Source organism: Chryseobacterium sp. CFS15, from assembly GCF_031118795.1.
Lineage (GTDB): Bacteria > Bacteroidota > Bacteroidia > Flavobacteriales > Weeksellaceae > Chryseobacterium > Chryseobacterium indoltheticum.
In genome coordinates, this window is record NZ_JAVHYL010000003.1 from 44,431 (window position 1) to 64,716 (window position 20,286).

A 20,286-nucleotide genomic window follows, 5' to 3' on the forward strand; every position below is an offset into this window, starting at 1 on the left:
ACATTATCTGTAACTTATCTTACAAATATAATAAAAAAACAATAGACGACATATATATCTTCATGAAAAGTATTTAAAAGATCAAAATTTACTACATGTATAAATGGCAGGTAGAAGATTTAAAGTTTCAAATTGGTAAATTAATTCAAGTCTATAGATTAAGGAGAGAATTATCCCAATTCCAGTTAGGATTGGAATTAAATATTTCTAAAGATCATGTAGGTAGAATTGAGAGAGGATTGACAAATCCAACAATTGAAAATATTGTAAAACTTAGCAACTTTTTAGACATTGATATATTTTCTCTTTTCACAAAATTAGACGCAAAAGAATTGAAAAAAATAGAATTAGAAATTGATCGTTTACAAAAAGAGTTTAAAAATAAAAATAAGAAAAAATCCTGACGAGAGTCGGGATTTCTTGTTTTTCCTATTTTATTACTTTTACATTATAGTTATCTTAGCGAATTAATAAAAAAAAATGTCGCTAAACATACTTAAACATGAACCTGATATTTGGAAAACCGCTGATTTACTTCTGGGAGCAGGTATAAAACAAAGTGATTTTCCTAAATTTATGATGCCATTCTTTGCTCTACTAATGGTAGAAAGTAGACTAATAAGAGAAGCAAATAGAATTGAAGAAGAAGAAGGAAAAGAAAATTTAGAGGAATTTATTGAAATATTTCAGTTAGAAGGCCTTGGATATAATGATTATGTAATCCGTAAGGGGATCACATTAAAAGATATTTGTGAAAATGATAAAACTTTTGATACAGACTTTGATGAATATCTAAAATCTTTTGATCCTGAAACAAAATATTTATTGGGTGTTGAAAAAGGTAACGAAGAAGAAAAATTCTTAGATATTTCAGGAATTAGTGGTTTATTAAAGAAAAAACGTATTTTATTTGATAGTGTTGAAGCATGGAGTAAAATTAATTTAGTTCCTTATAGTAATTCAGAAATCACAACATTAGAGGAACATATTAAACGTAAGTGGGCTGATATCTCAGCTGAAACTGCAGGTGAACAATATACTCCAGATGATATCATATCACTAATATCAGAGCTTATTGCAACCAAAATTGAAGATAATGGCCAGTTTTTAACGATCTATGATGCTACATGTGGTGGTGGAAACCTATTATTTGGTGTTGAAGATAAAATCCAAGAAATTTCTAGTCGCCCTACGGCAACCTATGGACAGGAATTAAATGACACTTTATTTGCCTTAGCAAAAATAGAGAGCAGATTTAGAAAGGATACTTATATTGAACATGGTAATACAATTACTGATACCGGAAAATTTTTTGATAAGACATTTAATCTTGCAGTAGCAAATCCGCCATATGGTGTTGATTGGAAAGGGTTTTCTTCCGATGTATATAAAGATGAAACAGGCCGCTTTGTTGCTCTTCCTTCAATTTCTGATGGTCAATTTTTATTTACTCAGCATATTTTAAGCAAACTAAACCCAGTAGACGGGTTCGGTATAATTGTTCATAACGGATCTACTCTTTTTTCAGGAGATGCAGGTTCAGGTGAAAGTAATATCCGTAAGTATTTTTTTGATAATGACTGGGTAGAAGCATTAATACAAATGCCTCAAGATGAATTCTTCAACACAGGAATCTACACATATCTGTGGGTTTTTAATAAAAACAAACCTTTTGAAAGAAAAGATAAGATCATATTAATTGATGGAAGCAATCTATGGCAGCAACTAAAAAAAAGTAAGGGTAAAAAACGTCGTGAGATGACACTTGAAAATCGCACGTCTATTGTAAATGCATTTACAGATTTTAAAGACTGTACATTTGCAAAGGTTTTTGATAAGTGGCATTTTTATTACAATAAACAATCAATTATTCTAACCAATGTTGATCAAGATGGAATTGCTATTTCAATGCCAAAAAAAACTAGTAAAGAAGGAGGTATGATTGAAGAAAAGTCAATTAAAATACATCCGTCAAAAGTCACATATATAAATGAAGGAAAGAAATTTGAGATTTCAGAATTTGAAATTTTTGAGTATGATCATAGTTTATATAAATCTTTAGAAGATTATTTCGTAACTGAAATAAAAAATAAAGTGGCACTAATCGATTATAAAGAGTCTGATCTTCGAGTATTTTCTGAGAAAGCTGAATACAGATATTGTTCTGACAAAGAAACTATCTTAGAAAAGTCAGGGAATATTGTAAATCAGTTAGGTAACGGTAGAGTAGTTATAAAAGCAGTTTTTAAAAAGAAAACTAAAACCAAAGATGCATTTATACAAATCACAGTAGAATTGATGAAAGATATTACTAAAGATTCTGAAATAATAGCATATAGCCCAGATAAAATAGAAAATAAAAAATTAATTTCTGATTTTCTGACCAAATACGTTACTCGTCCATATGAATATAGTGATAATGCCGTAGGAGTTGAAATAAACTTTAACAAAGTGTTTTATATCCCTGAAAAATTCTTTCCTATCTCTAAACTAAAAAAAGACTTGAATGATTTAGAAAAAGAATTAAAAAACTTGGAAAGAAATATTTAAATATTATGGATGATACACATAAAGAAACAGGCTTAAAATATATCGGAAAAATTCCCAAAACATGGCATGTTGATCGATGTAAAAACATTTTTGACTTTATCTCTAGAGGAACAAGTCCTAATTATGTAAATCAAAGCAGCTTCAAAGTAGTTAATCAAGCAACATTTAGCAGAGGTTATTTTAATGAGAATGAGATTAAATTTACTTCAAAGATTGGAAACTTAAATAGCTATCTAAGAAAAAACGATATTTTAATTGCTTCTACAGGAGGTGGTGTTTTAGGTAAAACTTATTTTTTTGATATAGATAAAGTGAATTACATTGCTGACAGCCATATTACCATTATAAGAAGTAAACAAGTAAAAATTAATACAAAATTTTACTTTTACTTTTTTTCTATAAACTTCCATTTAATAAATAATTTATTAGCACTTGGCTCAACAAATCAAACTGAATTACAAAAAAAATATCTAAATGACCTTTTAGTAGTTGTTCCTCAATATTTTGAACAAACCGAAATTGTAAATTTTTTAGATATCGAAACTAAAAAAATTGATAAAAAAATTGAAATTTTGTTACAAAAAATTAAAATATATCAGTTTTATAAGAAAACTATCATAAATAATGCAGTCACTAAAGGTATTAATTTTGTTGCTGATAAAAAAATCTGCGATTTATTGATCAATGAAACAGTACCACAGAATTGGAAAATTAAAAGATTAAAAGATATTAGCAAATCATTAAGCTCAGGTACAACTCCTAAATCAAACAATCAGAATTACTATAATAGTGGAACTGTTAATTGGCTAAATACAGGTGATCTAAATGATGATATCATCAATATGACATCAAAGAAACTAAACAAAATTGTATTTAATGATTACCCTAACCTTAAAATACAAGAGAAAGGAACTTTGGTTATAGCAATGTATGGCGCTACGATAGGAAAGTTAGGAATTTTGGGGATTCCCTCAACTACAAACCAAGCTTGTTGTTGTATATCTTTTAAAAAAGATCAAAATACAAAATTTCACTTCTATCAATTATTAAGCCTTAAAACACATTTACTTAGTCTCAGTATTGGTGGCACCCAACCAAATATCAGTCAATCAATTATATCTTTTTTAAAATTATTAGTACCACCTTTAGAAGAGCAAATCGAAATAGCAAATTATTTAGATCAAAAGACCTCTAAAATAAACAATATAATCTATAATATTCAAAAGCAAATTGGCTTATTAAAGGAATATCGAAAAACTTTAATTAATGATGCTATAACGGGCAAAATCAAAGTATAAACTAATCATGAAAGAACTAGATTTACAAGATAAATATTTAATCAATTTTCTTTGCGAAAGAACAGACGGTTTGAGATACAATGAATCAAAAGCTAATACAGTATCACCAAGATTCTTTATTACAGAAGATTTAAAATACTTTATATCTGAAACTTCACTTAACAAAAGTAATTACAAGAAGCTTTTAAAAAAGTTTGGTTCGGAAAAAGAATTAATCGATGTTTTTACAAATTTCTTAGATGAAAAAATAAAATCATCTATGAATATGGCCTTATTTATCAATCAAAACAAATCGGTAACTTTCGAGGGAATAAAATTACACCTCTTCTATCCTAGTGGTAGTGTTTTACAAGAAGATAAATTATTTGACGAAAATAGATTTACAGTTGTTCAAGAATTACCCTACACTTTTAAATTTGATGGAAAAACTAAATTTTCATTTCGACCAGACTTATCTTTTTTTATTAATGGGATTTATTTGGGATATTCAGAACTCAAAAGCAATTGGAATAGTCAAACCGCAAATAAAAACGGCAGAAACAAAGTTGTAAAAGACTATCAGGCTGCCACCCTGGAATATTTAGAAATTGCTGGTCACAATGACCTTTCACAAACTATTAGAAAAAACTTTTTACACATATTTGAAAAAGCAATACATATTACTGCCACAGATCTTTCGAATACATATGTGTTAAGAAATATTGCAACTTTTTTTGATGAAATAAAAGCGGTAAAGAATAAAGCTGATTACGATTTTTCAGACGCAGAGAAAAAAATCCTCTCAGATTTTAAATCTTACCCAGTTCTAAATAAAGATTCAGATAAAATCACTCGTTTTGAAGAGGTTTTTAGAGCTTTATATGATAAGAAAATGATTGAAAAGGAAATCCTTTATTATAATTTTATAGAGCGTGAATTAGTAAAAAAAGAAGGAAGTAAAAACAAAGATTACAAACACAATGACGGCAGATTAATTTCACCAAGACCAAAGCAAAAGTTTGGTACTGATAAAGTTTTATCAAAAGTACAAGAATTTTTAGAGCACGAATCCGAACCAGATTACTTCATAAATAAACTAACGACTGAGCTGATTGCTAAGGGTGTTGGTGCTGAGAAAATAGAAGAACTAATCAGTAAACGGTTAAAATATCAAAATAATAAAAATGTTTATTCTTTATTGCTACAGTACGCAGCGGGATTTGGTAAAAGTAATATTATAGGATGGACCGCACTTCAGCTAAAGGATTTGCGGCAAAATGGAGAATTTATTTATGATAAAGTAATGCTCATTGTGGATCGTTTACAATTACGTGACCAGCTTGATTCTAAAATGCATAACATGAACATTCAAAAATCAATGTTTGTAGAAGCAGATAGCCAAAAAACATTTATTGAAGCATTAAGTTCTGATAAAAAAATAATAGTTGTAAATCTTCAAAAATTTGGTACTGTTAACTCTGTTTTAGAAAGCACCGCAATAAAGAAATTATCATCCCTAAGAATTGCTTTTTTAATTGATGAAATTCACCGCAGTAACAGTGGTACACAACATGAGGAAATGTTAAGTGTCTTTGATGAACTACAAGCAGGTTTTGATAATAATGTAGAATATTTAAAAAATAGAACAAAGAAAAATTTGATCATTGGTTTTACTGCTACACCAAGTGATCATACATTAGCTCGATTTGGAGAGTATAATAAATATGCAGAGAATGAAAAACTATGGATACCATTTGATAGTTATACTATGCGAGAAGCTATTGAAGATGAATACATAATAAATCCTATAAAAGGAATTGTTCCTGTGTCTGCCAAAATGTATTTTGAAATTCCAGATAATGAATTAGAAGGATTCGAAAAAGACTTAGGTTACGAGTATGAAGCTATTCCTGACAATACTGACACGGGTATTGATGAAAATGGTAAGAAATATGCTATTAGAAAGAAAAACATCTATGAAAATACGGCTCGTATTGATGCAATCTCAAAATTTATTGTTGAACGTTTAGTAACCTCTATATACCATAATATTCGAGGAAATGCAAAAGCAATGTTGGCCGCTTCTTCAATTCCATCAGCAATAAAATACAAAAAAGCGATTTCTAAATATTACAGTGAAATCACCAAGGAACAAAAATATGAGCGTTTTGCTGAGGCCCCTGTATCAATAATTTATTCTGATAGTCAAGCATATCCAAGCTCTAGCAGCCTAAATGATGGTGCTGGAGAGGAAAGAGTTTTACAAAACTTTAAAATTTCAAAAAATGGTATAGTAATAGTCGTAGATAAATTACAGACGGGATTCGATGAACCCAAATTACATACTCTATTTTTAGACAAAGAAATTAATGGAATAAATGCAATTCAAACGATCTCAAGAGTAAATAGAAAAACTAAGTATAAAAATGATTGTAAAATTGTAGATTTTTCATATAAAAATGTGAATGTAAAAAATATTAAGGAAGCCTTTGAACATTTTAGTAATGTTGTTGTTTCAGATTTTGATCCATTAGGTGATGAAGCTCGATTAGAAGCAATTTACGTCGATCTTAAATCTACCGATTTGTATGAGAAATATTTTTCTGCTTTTGAAAAATACTCTTTAGGAGAAAGTGATATTAAATCAATCCTTGATCTGGAGAATTGCTTTGATACATTCATACGAGCATATGAAAAAGATGCAAAATCAATAAAAGTTAAAATTTTACGATTTTTCAAAATACTGAATTTAATTGAGTTTGTCATCGAAATGGATAAGAAATATTCTAATCCGTTATTTCTTGAATTTTGGCATCGATATAACATTATTTACAATCAAATAAATATCAGTAACGAAATTATCGATGATGTTCAGATATACTTTGATAATCGAATTGGAATTGTTGCTCCGAAAGAATACACGGAGAAAGAAAAAACAACTAGAAATACAAATCCGACTAATTCCGATCAAGAAAACAAATATAAGTTTAATATTCTAAAAGTTATTGAGAAACGCAACCAAGAAGAAGAAGAAATAGAAGAACTCATTAAAGATTTTGAAAAGAAAATCTCACAATTTTTCGATTATATAATAAACGAATCTGATGGAAAAAGACTTATTGCTAAAATGAATGATATAGGAGGTGCATTTTCTAGTGAAGAAATTGTATTTGATTTTTCAAAACTTTATAGAAAGTTTATTATTAAAAACAAGGACCTTGGTGAATTTTTTAAAAGAGAAACTAAGGACATATTAAGTCAACTTTATGATGATTTTGAAAAATTTATATAAAAAATATAATTTTTGATTATCATTTCCCACATGACATAGAGGCAGCACAAAGTTTTATTTGGAATACCTTGATTAAAATTTCAATATTATCATATACACGAGAGATGCATTTATTTACAAAACACGAAAATAATCTAAAAGCTTTAGAAGAAAAAAACTTTAAGTTGGAAAAAGATATTCAAAACATTTTCGAAGCCAATTTAGAAATATTGACTGGATGGAAATTCATCAAATCAGAATTTACAATTAAAGCTAATAGGATTGATACATTAGCATACGATACAGAAAACAATTCTTTTATTATCATTGAATATAAAAAAGAAAGACATTTCTCTGTGGTTGACCAAGGAGTTTCTTATCTTAATTTAATGCTTGAATATAAAGCAGATTTTATCATAGAATATAATGAAAGCCAAAATGAAAGCATTAAAAGAGCGGATACTGATTGGTCTCAATCTAAAGTTGTTTTCGTCTCCCCTGCCTTTACAGATTTCCAAAAACAAGCTTCAAATTTTAAAGATTTACCCATAGAATTATGGGAAATAAAACAATATGAAAATGGAAGTGTATTAATCAATCCTATCAAAAAATCTAAAGCGGCTCCTAATATTAGGGAGGTTAAATCAGAGCAAAACTCCGCTATAAATAAAGTGACAAAGGAAGTTACTGTTTATACTGAAGAGCTATATCTTTCTAGCAAAAATGACACAGTTATTGAATTGTATGAAGACTTTAGACGAGCAATTTTGAATCTATCTTCAGAAATTGAAGTTCACCCAAAAAAATGGTATATTGCTTTTAAAACAAAAACAAATATTGTTGATATTGAAGTTCAAGCCAATACATTAAAAATATGGATCAATTTGAAAAAGGGGCAGTTAGATGATCCAAAAAATATTATGAGAGATGTTTCTGAACTTAAAGGACATAATGGAAACGGTGATTATGAAATTATTGTTAGAGATACACAGCATTTAGAATATATAATGAGTTTGGTAAAACAAACCCTATCATAAAAAATACGATCAGAATGGATTACGACTATATTATTGTTCATAGTATTTTAACAAACGAAAGAGGAAAACATGGCCCCATCCACATAAAGCCTCTTGCTGGACAAGACCCCTACTTGGAAACGATGTATGTGCAATGTTCAAAAAGCATGTCAAATGACTACCCTGTAGGTACAAAATTTAGAATAAAGGCTAAAATCGTATACCCTGAAAATAAACGGCCATTTATTTCTACACACTATACGTGGAAATATGATGTTCTTGATAATAATTAAACTTTAAAATAAAAAATGCTATAATGACATTACATGAAGCTATAGTTAGAATTTTAAAAGAAAATGGACGTCCAATGTCTGCTGATGATATTGCATTAGCAATTAATTCAAACAGATACTATGAACGAAATGATAGAGAACCACTTAATAGTAATCAAATCAATATTCGTGTTAAAAATTATCCTTCCTTATTCGAAAACATAAATGGAATAATTATTTTATCAGATGATTACCATTGGAAAAATATCATTACAAGCTATTTATATCTCAAAGAAATACTAAGAGGAATTTTCTCTGAATCTCAAATTCAATATATCATTGCTGTTTTATTTTTTTATAAAAGATTGATTGATATTAATGAGCGACCGGGTAGAGGATATCCATTTAATTTTATTGATTTAGAACCTTCTAAAAATCATTTTATAGACGGAGGAAAAGAATGGATAGCATCTCTAAAAGAGATAGATCATCTGTCAATTGCTCCAGATCGAATTTTTACAGATCTTGCAGAGGATATCCTCAAATTAGATTCAACAAAAAGAGAAGCTATTAGGAGAGTGATTTTACAAGTAAACACTTCATCATTTTCAGATTTTGAATTTGGAAATATATATGAATATTTACTTTATTTAAGCTCTAGAGAACATTTTAATTATGAAAACTCAACACCTGAATCAATCAGAATTCTTATTTCTAAATTACTTAGACTATCCGATGGAGATTCAGTATACGATCCAGTTTCTGGACTAGGAGGACTACTTACTAAGGCATATAATTTAAACAGAAATATACGCATTAAAGGTTCGGAAATTAATAAACGTATTGCAAAGCTTGGCAATATGAACATCATGATGTATGGCGGAGATTATCTATCTTCTATCGTTGCTGAAGATTGCTTTTCTGAAATAAATAATGAGAATAAATATGAATATATCATTGGTGATTTACCTATAAAAGGTATAACAAATTCTTATGAACATTTTATGCTTTATAATCAATATAATGTTCAGCCCGCAAAATCAGGAAAAAGTTTTAACTCCTTGGTTCTCTTTAGCTATTATAAGCTTTCTGCTGCTGGCAAAGCAATCGTAACAGTTTCTGATAGTTTTTTAACAAAAAGAGGAAAAGAAAAAGAAATAAGAAAAATACTAATAGATGATGATGTAGTAGAGGCAATCATAAGCTTACCACGTGGGACATTTAGGCCATATACTGAAGCCAAAGCATCAATTTTAATAATAAATAAAGACAAACCTTATTATTTGAAAAATAAGGTGAAGTTTATTAAAATATCTGCTATAGAAGAAACTAAGAAATATCTACTACTTGATAATGAAAGAATAGTTCGCGAATATTTTAGTGAAACTTCGAGTCCTAAATTTACTCAGATTATAGATATTGAGGACCTAGACAGTGAATTAAGCCTATCGGCGGAAAAATATGACATTGAATTTTCAATAATAAATTCAATGCTGAAAGATGGAACCGGTAAACAATTAAAAGATATTGCGCGTATAGTTTCTGGTAAACAACCATCTAAGCAGGAATTAGTAGCTAGCGGTGACTTACCAATAATTAAAATTGAAAATTTATCAAAAGATATACTAGATATTAATCTTAATGTAAATTATTCTGACTTAGATATTGTCTGGACCGAAAAAAAGTTTTCAGCTTCAGTGATTGATCGGGAGTCTATTCTTATAGCTAAAATCGGCGATAATTTAAAACCGACAATATTTAAGCCTACCGAATTATTACCAAAAATTTTAATTCATAGCGGAGTATTTGCTTTAATGCCACTAGAAAATGTGGATATCGACTTAAATTACTTGTACTATCAACTGAATTCAATATTTATTGATAATCAAATCAGCTCACGAAGAGTAGGATCGCCGATACCATACTTAAATAAAACGGATATTGAAAAAGTTATTATACCTTATGATACCTTAGAAGTACAAGCAAAATTCATTAATACTCAAAAAATTAATTTAATTGCTGAAGAAAACAGAAGATTCGAAGAAAGAAAAAAAGCTTTAGGTTATGAAGAGGAAATTAAAGATACTGAAAGCACTATAATAAAGGCTCTAACTCATCAATTAAATCCAAAATTTCTTGCTCTTTCGAACCTTACAAAAAGGATTGAACTAATTGTTAAGAACAACAAATTAGGAGAAACAAAAGAGTATAATGAAATACAAAATATCGATCCTGACTTACTTGATCTTATTACAGAAGCTGAGAATAATAGTCTATCTGAATTAATATTGACATTTGTAAATGATTCGGAATACTTAGCTGAAACGATTGATAATGTAAATAAAGCATTAAATATGGCCATTTCTCCAGACGCATTTGAAAAAGTAGATATAAAAGAGTTCTTAAACGAGTATGTTAAGCAAAAAAAAGTACTTATTGGAGAAGCTTACAAAATAGTTGTAAAAGGAAATTCTATTATTACTTATATTGATAAATCTTTTTTTAAAGAAGCGCTGGATAGCTTGTTAATTAATGCGGAAAAGCATGGTTTTATTAATAAAAACAATAAATCATATCAGATTCTTTTTAACATTAAAGAAAATTCAAATACTAACACTCTAATTATTGAATATTCAAACAATGGAGAGAGATTTAAATTGACTCAAAAAGATTTTGTAACTCCATTTGTAAAAGGTAATAAAAGTGGTGGATTTGGAATTGGAGGTAATTTGATTAGTAAAGTGATTGAGGGTCATGATGGAGCTATAAAAATTGATGAGAAATACAAAAACGGATTTTTTTTAACCATAGAAATACCAATAAAAAACAACGAAGAATATGAATAACATAATTCTAATTGACGATGATCCAAATTTTTGCACAAGTTTTGTAAATATGGCAAAAACCAGAGGGATAAATGTTGCTACAGGAAACAATTTTAATGACCTACAAGGGCTTTTACCCTCACAAGCTCACAAATTTGCTGCCGTAGTTCTAGACATTAAGGGCATAATCGATGAAAATCAAGCAATTGAAGATTCTTCCTTTATTCCGGTTGCTTTACAATACTTAGACATTTCTATTCCTGGATTCAAAAGATTCTTGTTTACAGGTGATAAGTCAGAATACGATAAATTTAAAAGTTTATTTAAGAAAGAAGCTGTTTTTATTAAAAAACCGACTGATCAAGAAGCATTACTTGATCAACTCGAAATTTGCATACAAAATTTTGATCAATTTAAATTCAGAAGAGAGAACATCGCAGTTTTTGAAGCGTTTGAAAACAATAAATTACCTGCCGCCAAAGAAATCAAGATGCTAAATATTTTAAAAAACTATAATGAAAGTAATCCTGTAAATTTTACTGGACTTATAGGAGATATTAGAGAGATACATGAGGAAGTTTACAAATCGCTAAATAGCAGGAATAAAAATATAGTCCCTAACAGATTTGTGAATTCAAATGGTTCTCCATCTTTTACGGCTGATTTTTACAAACATCTTCTTGGCAATCCTGTACGTCCTACATTCGTACCAACTTCAATAGTTTACCAAGATAGTACGGTTCAGAGCCAAACTAAATTTATCCATAGTACATGCAGTGAATTTTTACATGCTAGTTCTAGTACAGGATATAGTATTTCTTCATATACACTAAAGAGCCTGATTAATAGTTTGATGGAAATAATTATATGGTCAAAGCAATATTAGAGCTTATTAAGTATCACTTTTTAACAATTTAAATAAAGAGTGGTACTTAATTTATCAAATATTATGTTTAAAAAAGTACAAAAATCTAAAATCACTTCTAACAAAGATATTGATAGAAATATAGAAAGCATTCATTGTAGCAAGCTTAACTTTATAGAAAAGATATAATTAAAGTACAAAATCATGTAAAATTTGTATAAAAATTCCAGCAAAATGAAGTTGCTCATCACTTTCAATCTTTTTTGCTCCAAAATAATAAATCAACGTTGCCAAAACAATAGCACATAAAACACCAATCCATAAATTCGTGTACCATCGAAGCTTAGATTTAATAAAGGCTACATCAGCTTTATGCTCCTCATCATTATTAACGATTCTCTCAATATCTTCATCCGTCAGTAAATCAGTATATCTTTTTTTAAAATCCTCATAACTTTTTTCGAATCTTTTCTCCTGCTGAATTAATTCAGCTCTTGAAACAAGCATATATAATAAGGTAACAACAATAAAAACACCAGTAATTAGGGTACTATAAAGAATAAAATCTTCATTATTTTTTGGAGCAGCCAACACCTTAGTTACGATCAGTGAGGAAAAAAAGGTAACAAGCGCCAATGCAGATTTTTGAAAACCACTTGCAAAATTATCAGTTATTGTTACTACTCGCTTACTGTAGTCCAGCAACTGATCCGACATTTTATTTCTTACCTCAATATATTGTTTTATATTTTGTTTCTCATAAATTTTGAAACTTGATTTCAGCGATCCGAATACATTCCCTTTAAGCTCAAGCAATGCATTATCTTTAAGATGAAGAGAAATAATATTACGCGCCAAACCAATTTTATCTACAATATTTCCACCTACATAAATCCATTGGTAAATATTGTAGAAATCTTCTAAGTTTTTGGTACTAATATCCTCAATCTTCTCCGTATGACTTATAGATTTATATCCATTTAGTTTATAATAGAATACATTGCCTGCAAGATCAGTAATATCGAAGATAGCAGAAATAACCAAAACTTTGGCAACTTTTTCAATGTGCTCCTTAACACTCTGTTTCAATGATCCATCTCCTTCGAAAATAAAATCTTCAGGCAAGACCTTTAGCTTTCCAAAAAATGACGAGTGGTTATTAGCAATGATGTTGTTAAATCGTTTTTCTCTGCTTTCGAATTCCTCAATTTGTGGATCATATGAAGTAGCGATGGTAATTTTATCACTGCTTAAAGTTCCCACAAAATCTCTGATAACAATATTTATTTTTGAATTGTGATCAAAAAAATCACTAGAAAAAAAACTTGCCAAACCATATGTATCAAATGATTGAATATAGTTAAAGAAACAGTCTCTGGAGTAAAAGTAAAAACTGTTTCCGTCGTTTTCTTTATAAATATTTATTTTCAGATTTACAATTTCACCTTCCTCATGTCCTGAAAAAAGTATTTTTACATTTTCTAAATCTGACGTAAAGTCAGCATCTTTTGTAATAGCAATAGCTTCTCCATCATCAATAGAAAAGAAAATCTCACATTTATCTTCGGCCCTTATTCTGTTAAAAAAGTATCTAAAATTTTCTTCCTTTGGCAAGTTGATACTTGAAAACTCATACTCCAATTCTAAAGTTTTGAAGTTCTCACTCTCAGATACAATAGCTGAAGGGTTACCAAATAATTCTATGAAATTCTTATAGCTCATCATGAAGGTTTTTTAAATTCTTCATAGCCTTTAGACGTTTTTATAAAAATTCCTTTCTCTTGATTACCATTCACAAAGCCTTCAATAGTTCCGGAATGCACTTCTCCTTTAAGCACAAGATCTATGTTTTCCTCAAGCTTAATCGTTGATTTAACCTTAGCGGTTATTGCTTTTCTAACTAGACTAAATCGAGTATCAAAGTTCTGTTTTCTTGGCAGCTCCCGTATTGTATCTTTAAACTTATTTAAGTCCAGATCTTCAAACTCAGGAGTATAACGATTGAAACATTTTTCAATATAATCGTCAATATCAAACTCATCATTTGATCGAAAATAGTGGATTGTAGTACTTCTGAGATTCCAGTAATCAGGATTAGATTCTTTTTTGATCTTTGTCAAGACTTTTGAATCGATCATTGTAAAGGCTCTTTTGGTATTTTCCTCATCATCATACTTCTTTGATAACTCCAAAAACCCATCCCACCAATACTTAGGAATGGTATCATTAATATCATTGATTAATATGTCTGTAATTTCATGAGATTCATCAAAAACAATTTGGGCTGATTTAAAAATCTTTTTCTTGATAGGAAAGCCATCTTGCTGTGTAAAAGTTGTTCTTTCAATGTAAGACAGGGTTTCCGCTTTACAAATAATAATTTTTTCTGTTCCCCGGTCAGTTATATAAGAAATAATCAATAATCCCTCATGTAATTGTTTCCCCAATTTTGCAATCTGTTCTTGAGCATCAATTTCAACTCTCAACAGTCTTTCTGCAATAACTTTGACCTCCTCAAATTCTTGAGTTCCGTCCAAGATTCCATTAATAATACTTAAAACTTCAGTATGCTCACTATTAACGATAAACTGACGACCATCTTGAGTCGAAACTTCATGTACGATTCCGTGTACGAAGCGTAAATAATCTTCATCACTTTCTGCAACCTCTAACTGTGAAAGTTCTTTTTTCTCAATATCTAAAATAAACGCTGACGTATTGTGAATTTGAAGATCACGTTCTGGAATATGTTCTTCTTCCGATGAATTATTGCTGTCTATCATATGACTTTAGTTTTTAGAGGGTTATTAGCTTATGCTATTATAAAGTTTTAAGATAATTCAAATATATCAAAAATACATTTGTGAAAAATATGGATTCCCGTAAATATAAAATTAACAAATAATTGTCTTTGAAATTCAGCATATAGTATTTAAAGAAATCATAAATCCAGAACTTTCCTACTGTTTTTTCATATTCTAAAACAAGATTGCATTATAAATAGAAATTACTATTTTTGGTTTATATAGAAAATTGCTTAAAGTTGATCAAAGGAAAAAATATGGATAAGGGTAAAAAAATAGGATACAGTGTCCCTCTAAAATATTATTGGGATGAGCTTTATCGAAAAACAAAAAAATTGTACCCTAAATTTTCGAATGACAATATTTTTGCATTACTGAGGTACAACATTTTAAACTCTGCTTCTACGGTAGACCAAGACATACAAAGTAAGGATTTAATAGTATCCGGTTTAGAACTATGGAGAGAAGATTCCAAAGGGGAACTACTGCATATTTTCTTCTTAGAAAAGTATTTACAAGATTTTCTTGAAAGTACTCCCCTTTCAGATTTAGATGGAATTAGAAAGTATCTTTATGATAATGGTGAAAAAAGGGAAATCATCTATACTAAAGTGAAGACTAAGGCAAACTGTGTTAATTATTCATTTGGTTTACATATACCAAATGAGAAAAATGGTTTTGCTTTTGCGCTGAGCTTATTTGATGATAATACTTTAGAATTGTATTTTTCTCATGGAATAAATAACGGACGTTTGTCAGACAAATTCTATGCTGATCTAAATAAAAAGCAGGATGTACAATCTATTACATTGTCTAAGATGTTCAGACTTGCAGTCAATACGATTGCCTATATGAAGTGTTTTCCAGAATGCATTACAGATGGTGTTCCAAAAATTTCTTATCCCAGGGGTGAAGATAGATCAGATAAAAATGTAATTTTCAAAATATCAGAGAATATTTGTGATCTTAACGAAGCTCAAATTTCGAAGACTCCTCATTTCAGAAAAGGATACTTTAGGTTATTGAAATCAGATTATTACACCCACAAAAAAGGACAACTGATTTATGTTACCGAGACTATGGTTAAAGGCAAAGCCAAAACTGTTGCAAAATCAGATAATCTTGAAAAGTTCAATTAATGTAAGTATTAGAATACAGTTATATAACCAAAAGAAAATTTTTATAAATTCAAACCTCGACGTATACCAGATTTCTTGTTTTTTAAATTTTCCCTCCACACATTCTTAAAAGAAAACTCAAACTTTCCCACCCTTTTATCAAATCTCAAATACCCCTGATATTTTTTCCCTTTCCGATCCACGAGCCCATCAATATATGCTACCTCCCCTTTATTCAATTTCTCTACCTGCCACGATCTCAATTTTTTCCCTCTAAAAGTAGCCGGAACATCTTTTTTAAAACTAAGATTTGAATCTAAATTCAAATTACTAATATTACGAGGAAATAAAAACTCAACATACCTTTTATCTGTATTAAACTGAACCGTTGCGTTAAAAAGTGTGCCTCTCCTGGAAAGCATATTTTCAATATACAATGGCTTTCCCTCTTTTAGCGTCTTCTTCTGTAACTCATCCAGTGTCACCCCTTTTATCACCAAAGGAATTCTTACCAAATCAACTCTAAGCGGCACTAAGTCATTGGTCAGCTTATCTCTGCTGACCAAAGAAGGAATTACCTCTCCAGTTATAGGATGTATCAACTCCACCACCCGTCCCATATTCCCAATTTCCAGTAATTTTTTTTGATCCCCTTGGCTGAACTGATGCCCAAAGAAAGGTTTTGTAAAATCACATTCCTTCCTAATAGGATGAATCCGAGTTTCAAGCTTTCCGACCTCATTAACCTTTAAAGACAAGCGCGCATCCAGTATAACGACAACTGTTCCAAGGTCAATCTTCACCGGGATAAGCATTGATGTTTTATATCCCTTAAGCAAAGATTCCAATGCTCCCATACTTTCCAGCTTTTCTTTGGTCAATCCAATCTGAGACATCATTTTCCAATCGACCTGCTCGACATCATATTGATAACGTTCTTTCTGAGTTCTAGCAATATATTCTTTCTGCGCCTCCACTTTATCTATAGAAACGGAGTATTCATTCAGTTTTTCTTTTTCATCATCAGAAGCGGTATCAATATAATGCTGTAAATCTTTTACAGTCTGCTCGGCTTCAAATTCAGTCACTTTAAAAAATGAAAACTCATCCGGATTTTTTAGCTGATGATAGAATGTACTGTATATCTCGAGAAAACGGTCATCTCCCCGATCAAAACGCAACCCATTTTTATAAGACTCCTTGGAGACATCAACTATTAGCTCTCCATTCAAATCAACTCCTTGCACTATTCCAATGGTATTGGTTTGGTGGTGAAGAGCAAGTAGTGTATCCTGAACTTTAATTTTTTCAGTAGATTCCTTACCATTATTTGTTTTCATAACACTGTATCATTAGAAACTCAAACTAGGAAGTTCTTTAATAGCAATCGATTAATTAATTGAAAGATGTATAGTTTGGCATTCAGGGGGTAATTTCTTTTAAAGTTTTATTATTTTTATTTCTACATATTATGATATAGCTTTCTGTAAACTTTTGTAGATTTGAGATAGATAACAAAAAATGAAAACTAATAACCCAGCTATTAATAATTTTCTAAAGGCATTAGAAAATATTAAAGAAATTGACTATCAAACGACTAAAGTTACTTTCCAAAATGATACGCTTACTATTGATAGTAAACGATCGACAACATACGAAAATAATTTTGTTACTAAACTAAACGAACAATACGCTATACTCAGCTACAAAAAAGAAATCTTAGAACCTGACGAATTAACAAGGCATTTTCAAATTCCTAAAAAATTTATTTTTTCCGAGTATAAAGACGTGGAAATCGAAGAGGCTGCTTATAAGATTGAAATGATTTTAGATAAAGAGGCTGATTTAATTGAAGAGTTAAACTTAATTCCTGATTTCTTTATCCATAAAAATCAGGGTGATACGAACCCTGACAATCAACGTCTCATCGCTGAAGTAAAAACCGAAAGAGAATTGCCTTATAAAAGATTTCTTTGGGATTTCTTTAAATTAACCATTTATTTAAACAAGTATAATTTTCAAAATGCTGTGTTTCTCTGCATCCACACTCGAAAAGATACTATTTTGAAATATATAGATCAATATATTAAAGAGAGGTTATATCTTCCAAAATCTTACTCGAAATTATACATTATAATTAAAGAAAATTTTTTAGCTAAGCATGAAGTATTTACATTACAGGAATTATTTGACAACTTTAACAATAATAAATAGAATTATTATAGGTATAAATCATTGTAGAATTCAATTAAGGTTCTTATAAATTATCGATCCTACTTTTATAACATACATTTCAAAAATGCTTAAAATTATATCAACATTTGCAGTCATTCTATCCATCAACATTGCTGCACAAGAAATTTCCATTAAAGACAACAACCTCAAAACGGCTCTCTTAAAGCAGTTCGATGAAAACAATAACGGAAAATTAGAAGTTTCAGAAATAAACACCGTAACCGAACTAAAACTCGATGAAAAGAATATTTTCGATTTAAGCGGTCTTGAACACTTTCAGAATTTGAATGAACTTAATCTGCGCAAGAATAATATTTCAGATTTTTCTACTGTAAACAAACTTACAAAGCTTGAAAATCTATATATAGGTGACAACACTAAAATTGGAGTTCTAAATTTAAAAGGTTTGGTTAATTTGAAAGGTATTTATGCTTTCAGATTGGGATTAACCAAAATTCAGTTAAACTCTAAAAACATAAAATACATTTATTTACAAGATAATTTATTTACTGACTTCGACACCAGAAAATTTCCAGCCCTCCACACGCTTAATCTTGACGGATGTAAACCACTGGTCAACCTTGATCTATCAAAAAATAAAGAATTGGTACAATTGTATCTACTCGATACATCAATAAAAGAGCTGGATATCACGAATAATAAAACCCTAAAAACATTCTATATCGAAGATTCTGTAAAATTAATTAAAGATGCTGATCAGGAAGCAACGAAACGTGCACCTATAATCAGGACACAATAAAAAGTAAAAACATGACACAAATAGGTTGGATAGATTTTAGCACACGAGACAGAGAACGGGTAAAACAAATTATTGAAAGAATTCGTCCCGAAGGACAATTAGATGAACTCGGAGTTGGATATTTAAGAGATAATATTTCAGATCTTCTTTTTCCTGGTATTTCGACCATTCAAACAAGAGCCAAATACTTTTTTATTGTCCCTTATATTCTACTGGGTTATATTCGTTATCCAAAAAATAAAAATGCAAAGAGTACATTACTAAGCTATTTACAGGATGAAGAACATAAGATTAAAAACTTGTTAAGAAATAAGTACGTTGGCCAAAAGAACACACGCATTATCGGAGTTACACTATCTGAAAATAAACGAGTTAAGCGTAATCCTTCCGAGATTTATTGGACTGGGCTTAATACTTTTGGTTGCATTAATAGTCAAGATTTGAGTAATAGCCAATTGTCATTAAAAAATTATCTAAGTAATATTGAAAAACATCAAACTACAGCGAGGTCTATTGTGCAAGATGATGAGAACAGAGATGATACAATGAACTGGGAAGATAGTATATTTGGTATTCATGTACCAGCTCCAGCGATTAATTGGGATGATGCAGACAATATATCCATAAATCTTAGTACAACTGAAGCTGATTTTTTAAAAAGCCAATTTGTACATTTTAAAAATCCGCTCTTACAAAAATCTTTAATTCCATCTTTCGTAACGAATGATAATTTATTGAAATTACTATTTACTTGTGAAGATTTTCAAGCATTTGTCGTTAAAGCCTTAGAACTTGATATCGCAGAATCGCTAAAAACCAATCTAAAAACTGCATATAACTTTGCTTTAATCGTTGAGATTGCCCATTTACTATATGATGATATCTTGCAGAAAAAATTTCATCCAAATGAATATAAAAAAGCCTTTGAAGCAGAAGCTAGAGCACTGATTCTTCAGTTAGACAATAAAATCATTGATAAATCTTCTTTTGATCTTGAGAATATTTTTAAGTTATCTAATAGAAGAATTCAGTCTTCAGAATTATTTATTATAGAATTTTGGAAACTCATACAAGCTACTAGCAATCAACCAAATATAGAATTAACCCCTTTAGTTACCCTCTTAAAAAGTAGAGAGTACCAAAATAAAGGAAGAAAATCAAGATTACAGCAGACCAAACAATATAACAGTGATATACTCCCTAATAAACGCATTAGTCTAACGAAATTTCAATACAGGTTTTATAATGTAAGGACCTTGTTTCAAGATATTCAAAAAGCATTATAATAATATT

At 29.7% G+C, this 20,286-nt stretch carries 15 protein-coding genes; 12 read left to right on the forward strand and 3 right to left on the reverse strand.

What is annotated here, in order from left to right:
• Nucleotides 1-95 precede the first annotated feature (95 nt).
• The 8 genes from OH814_RS05405 to OH814_RS05440 all read left to right on the forward strand — a co-directional run bounded on the left by OH814_RS05405 (nt 96) and on the right by OH814_RS05440 (nt 12,097).
• Nucleotides 96-404, forward strand: a complete 309-nt coding sequence (locus tag OH814_RS05405; protein WP_308827426.1) for a helix-turn-helix transcriptional regulator — start codon at nt 96-98, stop codon at nt 402-404.
• A 76-nt stretch (nt 405-480) separates the two neighbouring features.
• Nucleotides 481-2,550, forward strand: a complete 2,070-nt coding sequence (locus OH814_RS05410; RefSeq protein WP_308827427.1) for an N-6 DNA methylase — start codon at nt 481-483, stop codon at nt 2,548-2,550.
• A 5-nt stretch (nt 2,551-2,555) separates the two neighbouring features.
• Nucleotides 2,556-3,848: a restriction endonuclease subunit S gene (locus tag OH814_RS05415; RefSeq protein WP_308827428.1), complete on the forward strand. Its 1,293-nt coding sequence runs from the start codon at nt 2,556-2,558 to the stop codon at nt 3,846-3,848.
• Nucleotides 3,849-3,855: 7 nt separating this feature from the next.
• The gene (locus OH814_RS05420) at nt 3,856-7,119 is read left to right on the forward strand and encodes a DEAD/DEAH box helicase family protein (RefSeq protein ID WP_308827429.1); all 3,264 of its coding nucleotides are present in this window, start codon (nt 3,856-3,858) and stop codon (nt 7,117-7,119) included.
• 104 nt (nt 7,120-7,223) lie between these two features.
• Nucleotides 7,224-8,135 carry a DUF5655 domain-containing protein gene (locus OH814_RS05425; protein WP_308827430.1) on the forward strand — a complete coding sequence of 304 codons (912 nt, stop codon included), beginning with the start codon at nt 7,224-7,226 and terminating at the stop codon, nt 8,133-8,135.
• Between the two features lie 14 nt (nt 8,136-8,149).
• The gene (locus OH814_RS05430; RefSeq protein WP_308827431.1) at nt 8,150-8,407 is read left to right on the forward strand and encodes a hypothetical protein; all 258 of its coding nucleotides are present in this window, start codon (nt 8,150-8,152) and stop codon (nt 8,405-8,407) included.
• Nucleotides 8,408-8,430: 23 nt separating this feature from the next.
• Nucleotides 8,431-11,232, forward strand: coding sequence for an N-6 DNA methylase (locus tag OH814_RS05435; protein ID WP_308827432.1), 2,802 nt, complete (start codon nt 8,431-8,433; stop codon nt 11,230-11,232).
• Nucleotides 11,225-12,097 carry a hypothetical protein gene (locus tag OH814_RS05440; RefSeq protein ID WP_308827433.1) on the forward strand — a complete coding sequence of 291 codons (873 nt, stop codon included), beginning with the start codon at nt 11,225-11,227 and terminating at the stop codon, nt 12,095-12,097. The genes OH814_RS05435 and OH814_RS05440 overlap by 8 nt, the downstream gene beginning before the upstream one ends.
• A 168-nt stretch (nt 12,098-12,265) precedes the next feature.
• Here the strand turns inward: OH814_RS05440 and OH814_RS05445 are convergent, their stop codons facing one another.
• Both OH814_RS05445 and OH814_RS05450 read right to left on the reverse strand, forming a co-directional pair.
• Nucleotides 12,266-13,798 (reverse strand): hypothetical protein, encoded by a 1,533-nt coding sequence (locus OH814_RS05445; RefSeq protein ID WP_308827434.1) that lies wholly within the window; start codon nt 13,796-13,798, stop codon nt 12,266-12,268.
• The gene (locus OH814_RS05450; RefSeq protein WP_308827435.1) at nt 13,798-14,859 is read right to left on the reverse strand and encodes a hypothetical protein; all 1,062 of its coding nucleotides are present in this window, start codon (nt 14,857-14,859) and stop codon (nt 13,798-13,800) included. The genes OH814_RS05445 and OH814_RS05450 overlap by 1 nt, the downstream gene beginning before the upstream one ends.
• A gap of 278 nt (nt 14,860-15,137) precedes the next feature.
• Here OH814_RS05450 and OH814_RS05455 point away from each other — a divergent pair, with 278 nt between their 5' ends.
• Nucleotides 15,138-16,019: a hypothetical protein gene (locus tag OH814_RS05455; RefSeq protein ID WP_308827436.1), complete on the forward strand. Its 882-nt coding sequence runs from the start codon at nt 15,138-15,140 to the stop codon at nt 16,017-16,019.
• A 41-nt stretch (nt 16,020-16,060) separates the two neighbouring features.
• Here the strand turns inward: OH814_RS05455 and OH814_RS05460 are convergent, their stop codons facing one another.
• Nucleotides 16,061-17,338 carry a DUF3945 domain-containing protein gene (locus OH814_RS05460; RefSeq protein ID WP_308827437.1) on the reverse strand — a complete coding sequence of 426 codons (1,278 nt, stop codon included), beginning with the start codon at nt 17,336-17,338 and terminating at the stop codon, nt 16,061-16,063.
• A gap of 181 nt (nt 17,339-17,519) precedes the next feature.
• Here OH814_RS05460 and OH814_RS05465 point away from each other — a divergent pair, with 181 nt between their 5' ends.
• From OH814_RS05465 to OH814_RS05475, 3 genes are all read left to right on the forward strand, one after another.
• Complete coding sequence (locus tag OH814_RS05465) at nt 17,520-18,212, forward strand: hypothetical protein (protein ID WP_308827438.1); 693 nt, start codon at nt 17,520-17,522, stop codon at nt 18,210-18,212.
• An 85-nt stretch (nt 18,213-18,297) separates the two neighbouring features.
• Entirely contained in the window at nt 18,298-18,993 is a 696-nt protein-coding gene (locus OH814_RS05470; RefSeq protein WP_308827439.1) for a hypothetical protein, read from the forward strand.
• Between the two features lie 11 nt (nt 18,994-19,004).
• Nucleotides 19,005-20,279 (forward strand): DUF6361 family protein, encoded by a 1,275-nt coding sequence (locus OH814_RS05475; RefSeq protein ID WP_308827440.1) that lies wholly within the window; start codon nt 19,005-19,007, stop codon nt 20,277-20,279.
• Nucleotides 20,280-20,286: the final 7 nt, after the last annotated feature.